Annotated in this window: 6 protein-coding genes; 5 read left to right on the top strand and 1 reads right to left on the bottom strand. The window is 70.8% G+C overall.

Going from position 1 to position 4,338, the window contains the following annotated elements; translation table 11 throughout:
- From CS062_RS24820 to CS062_RS24840, 5 genes are all read left to right on the top strand, one after another.
- Positions 1–323, top strand: a 323-nt coding sequence (locus tag CS062_RS24820) for a tetraacyldisaccharide 4'-kinase (RefSeq protein ID WP_143742514.1), incomplete at its 5' end; no start/stop codon positions are given.
- On the top strand, positions 304–507 hold the full coding sequence (locus CS062_RS24825) for a Trm112 family protein (protein WP_091732234.1): 204 nt from the start codon (positions 304–306) through the stop codon (positions 505–507). The genes CS062_RS24820 and CS062_RS24825, both read left to right, overlap by 20 nt.
- Positions 504–1,262, top strand: a complete 759-nt coding sequence (gene kdsB / locus CS062_RS24830) for a 3-deoxy-manno-octulosonate cytidylyltransferase (protein WP_099864515.1) — start codon at positions 504–506, stop codon at positions 1,260–1,262. Before CS062_RS24825 ends, kdsB begins: the two co-directional genes overlap by 4 nt.
- A gap of 148 nt (positions 1,263–1,410) precedes the next feature.
- A complete protein-coding gene (adk, locus tag CS062_RS24835; protein ID WP_099864516.1) occupies positions 1,411–2,064 on the top strand; it encodes an adenylate kinase in 654 nt (217 codons plus the stop codon).
- A gap of 159 nt (positions 2,065–2,223) precedes the next feature.
- A complete protein-coding gene (locus CS062_RS24840) occupies positions 2,224–2,982 on the top strand; it encodes a 3-hydroxyacyl-CoA dehydrogenase (protein WP_099864518.1) in 759 nt (252 codons plus the stop codon).
- 128 nt (positions 2,983–3,110) lie between these two features.
- Here CS062_RS24840 and CS062_RS24845 read toward each other — a convergent pair.
- A partial coding sequence (locus CS062_RS24845) for a patatin-like phospholipase family protein (protein ID WP_233218244.1) occupies positions 3,111–4,338 on the bottom strand: 1,228 nt, incomplete at its 5' end.

The raw sequence follows: 4,338 nt of genomic DNA on the forward strand, positions 1-4,338 counted from the left end.
GCCTGCATGCGCTGCGCGGCAAGCCGCTGCTGGCCGCCGCCGGCCTGGCGCGGCCGCAGCGCTTCTTCGACATGCTCGGCGAGCAGGGCCTGACCTTCCGCGCGCTGGCGCTGCCCGACCATGCCGCGCTGGACCCGCTGCCCTGGGCGCGCACCGATGAGGTGGTCATCACCGAGAAGGACGCCGTCAAGCTGCGCCCGGAGGCGCTGCAGGGCTGCCGCATCTGGGTGGTGGCGCTAGACTTCCGCCCCGAACCCGCTTTTGAAGAGGCGCTGCAGCGCGAGTTGCGGCGGCTGCTCCCCCATGGACCATCGACTGATTGAGATGCTGGTGTGCCCCGTCTGCAAGGGCCCGCTGGAAGACCGCCGCAACGCCGCCGCGACCGGCCTGCCGGACCGCGAGCTGGTCTGCCCCGCCGACCGGCTGGCCTTCCCGATCCGCGACGGCATCCCGGTCATGCTGGCCAACGAGGCCCGCTCGACCGACGCCGAAGGCGACCCGGCGTGAGCACGCCCTTCCACATCGTCATCCCGGCCCGGCTGGCCTCGACGCGGCTGCCGAACAAGCCGCTGGCGGACATCGCCGGCGCGCCGATGATCGTGCAGGTCGCGCGCCGGGCCGCGCTGGCCGGCGCGGCCCAGGTCGTGGTGGCCACCGACGCGACCGAAGTGCGCCAGGCCTGCGAGGCCCACGGCATCCGCGCGCTGATGACCCGGGCCGACCACGCCAGCGGCAGCGACCGCCTGGCCGAGGCCTGCGAGCTGCTGGGCCTGCCCGACGACGCGCTGGTGGTCAACGTCCAGGGCGATGAACCCCTGATCGCGCCGGCGATGATCCGGGCCTGCGCGGAGCTGCTGGCCGCGCGGTCGCAGTGCGCGATGGCGACGGTCGCCCACGCGATCGACGACGACGCCGAGTTCGGGAATCCGAACGTGGTGAAGCTGGTGACCGACGCGCAGGGCCTGGCGCTGTACTTCTCCCGCGCGCCGATCCCGTGGTGGCGTGACGCGCCGGGCGGTGGCGCGCGCATCAAGCCGGAAGCCGTCCTGCGCCACGTCGGCCTCTACGCCTATCGCGCCGGTTTCCTGCGCCGCTTCCCGACACTGGCCGTCTCTCCGCTGGAGCAGATCGAGGCCCTCGAGCAGTTGCGCGTGCTGTGGCACGGCGAGCGCATCGCGGTGCATGTCAGTGCGGAGCGGCCCGGTCCGGGCGTGGACACGCCGGAGGACCTCGAACGCGTCAGACAGCTGATGGCCAGCTGAATCGCGACCCCGGCCCGACCGGATGACAGCGCATGTCATTCGACGGTCGCGTCAGCGGGGCGTAGGCAGGCCCGTGCTATCCTCGCCCGCAGTTTTCGAGGGCGCGTCGACCCGTGCGGCGCGCCCTCTCCCCATATCGAGGAGACCCATGCGACTGATTCTTCTGGGCGCCCCGGGCGCCGGTAAAGGCACCCAGGCGGCTTTCATCTGCCAAAAGTTCGGTATCCCGCAGATCTCCACCGGAGACATGCTGCGCGCCGCCGTCAAGGCGGGCACCGAGCTCGGCGTCGCGGCCAAGAAGGTGATGGACGCTGGCGGCCTCGTCAGCGACGACATCATCATCGGCCTGGTCAAGGAACGCATCGCCCAGCCGGACTGCGCCAAGGGCTTCCTGTTCGACGGCTTCCCCCGCACCATCCCGCAGGCCGACGCGATGAAGGCCGCCGGCGTGAAGCTGGACTTCGTGCTCGAGATCGACGTCCCTGACGCCGCCATCATCGAGCGCATGAGCGGTCGCCGCGTGCATGTCGGCTCGGGTCGCACCTATCACACCAAGTTCAACCCGCCCAAGGTCGCCGGCAAGGACGACGTCACCGGCGAGGACCTGATCCAGCGCGACGACGACAAGGAAGAGACCGTCAAGAAGCGGCTCGAGGTGTACCAGGCGCAGACCCGCCCGCTGGTGGACTACTACTCCACCTGGGCCGCCAGCGGCGACCCGCAGGCGCCGCAGTACCGCCGCATCGAAGGCATCGGCACGGTCGACGAGATCACCGGCCGCGCCCTCGCCGCGCTGGCCTGAGACCGAGGATCCGCGGCGCGCGCGTCGCGACCGCAACGATGGCGGCCCATGAGGCCGCCATTTTTTCGCCGACAATTGACGTTTACGTCAACGGCAACCAACCGCCGGGCGGCCGCCTCCGCCGCGCGGACACAGCAACCCCCTGGAAGGAGACATCCCATGGACATCGCGAACAAGGTCTTCATCGTCACCGGCGGCGCGTCGGGACTCGGCGAGGGTACCGCCCGCATGCTGGCGCGCGAAGGCGCGACCGTCGTCATCGCCGACCTGCAGGTCGAGCGCGGCGAGGCCTTGGCCAAGGAGCTGAACGGCGCCTTCGTCAAGTGCGACGTCAGCCAGGAGGCCGATGGACAGGCGGTCATCGCCAAGGCGGTCTCGCTGGGCAAGCTGATGGGCCTGGTGAACTGCGCCGGCATCGCACCGGCGGCCAAGACCGTCGGCAAGGACGGCGCGCATCCGCTGGCCACCTTCTCCAAGGTCATCACCGTCAATCTGGTCGGCAGCTTCAACATGATCCGCCTGGCCGCCGAGGCGATGAGCAGGAACGAGCCCGAGTCGACCGGCGAGCGCGGCGTCCTGATCTCGACCGCCTCGGTCGCGGCCTATGACGGCCAGATGGGCCAGGCGGCCTACGCCGCGTCCAAGGGCGGCGTAGTCGGCATGACGCTGCCGATCGCGCGCGACCTGGCCCGCAACGGCATCCGCAACATGACGATCGCCCCCGGCATCTTCGGCACGCCGATGCTGTTCGGCATGCCGCAGGAGGTGCAGGACGCGCTGGCCGCGAGCGTGCCCTTCCCTTCGCGCCTGGGTCGCCCGGAGGACTATGCCAAGCTGGTCCATCAGATCGTCACCAACGACATGCTCAACGGCGAGGTGATCCGCCTGGACGGCGCGATCCGCATGGCACCGAAGTGATCGGTGCCGTGAGCACCGAGCCGATCACCGCGGCGATCGGCTGAGGCCGACCCCTCGCGAGGATCGGCTGAAGCGCCCCTCGTCGGGGCCACGGCGACGGTGCGGACGCGGCGGGTTGCCGCCGCGCCTCACTTCAGCCGATCCAGACTCTCCCTCAAGCGCATGAACGCCGGAGCCGAACGCAGCGCCTCGGCGCCCGCCTTCTGCAGCTCCTGCACATCGCGGCCCTCGATGGTGAAGGCCGTCGGTACGCGCAGCAGGCTGTGGCGGATCTTGTCGTCCGGCACGTCATGCAGGCTCACGCTGACGATGTGGAGCTCGGCGTCCGCCGCGAACGGGCTGCCCGGCGTGCCGCGCGTGCGCATCAGTTCGGCCTGCCAGCGGCGGTGGTCGTCGTTGAGCATGGCCAGCGTGACCTGCGTCTCCCGCGCGCCGGCGCCGAAGACCAGCGTCTCGATGACCTGCCCGGTCGACGGCACCCGATCGCTGGCGTCGATGCGCTCGGCCAGGTCGCGTTCCGAGTTCACCGTGATCAGGACCATGCGGTGGATCGATCCGGGCGGCGCGTCCGGGAAGGACGAGGCGATGGAACCGCCAGCCAGCAACCGGTCCAGCATCAGCCGCGCGCCCGTGTTGTCCGAGACGCCACCGTCCACGAGGTGGATGTAGGGACGCTCCTTGGCGTCGCGATAGCTTTGCGCGCTGAGCGCCAGCAGCCGGGTGCGGTAGTCGTCGGCCGTCGTCGGACCGTGCGGCGGCAGCGCCGCTGGGGCGCATTCACCGGCATGGTTCTTCAAGGTCATCGGCGAGAGCAGGATCGGCACCGCCGACGAGGCCGCGACCGCGAAGGACAGCGGCGTGCGGTCCAGGTCCGAGCAGATCAGGCCGAACTGCTCGGGCGTGAAGTCGAAGGGCGCGCCGGTGGTGAGGTCGGTCGCGGTCACCAGGAGGTCCGGCGCATTGGGGCGCGCCTTCAGGTCGCCGAAAGTCAGGCCGCGATAGAGCTCGTCGAGCCGCTGCGCCAGGATGTGGCTGCGGCCGTACCACGGCGAGGTCAGGTGATACAGCCGGTTCGGCGCGAAGGCCTGGCGGATCAGGCCGGCCTCGAAGGGCACCATCAGGAAGTCGGGCTCGAAGCGCGTCAGCGTCTGGTCGCCGAAGGCCGCGAAGTGCGCGGCCAGGATGCTGCCGCCGGAGACCCCACTGACCAGCGCGACCTGGTCCAGCAGCGTGGTGGGCCGGCCGTCGAGGCTGAACGGCGTCGCCTTCATCTCTCGCAGCACGCCCAGGCCGAACGCGGCGGCCCGCGCGCCGCCGCCGGACAGCGTGACGGCGGCCACCACCGAAGGCGGCGCG

It is taken from the genome of Roseateles chitinivorans (genome assembly GCF_002761755.1).
GTDB classification, from domain to species: Bacteria; Pseudomonadota; Gammaproteobacteria; order Burkholderiales; family Burkholderiaceae_C; genus Roseateles; species Roseateles chitinivorans.

What these genes read in the sequence shown, in the direction of transcription:
- CS062_RS24825 (WP_091732234.1), top strand. Translation starts at nt 304, where the DNA reads ATGGACCATCGACTGATTGAGATGCTGGTGTGCCCCGTCTGCAAGGGC.
- CS062_RS24840 (WP_099864518.1), top strand. Translation starts at nt 2,224, where the DNA reads ATGGACATCGCGAACAAGGTCTTCATCGTCACCGGCGGCGCGTCGGGA.
- adk (WP_099864516.1), top strand. Translation starts at nt 1,411, where the DNA reads ATGCGACTGATTCTTCTGGGCGCCCCGGGCGCCGGTAAAGGCACCCAG.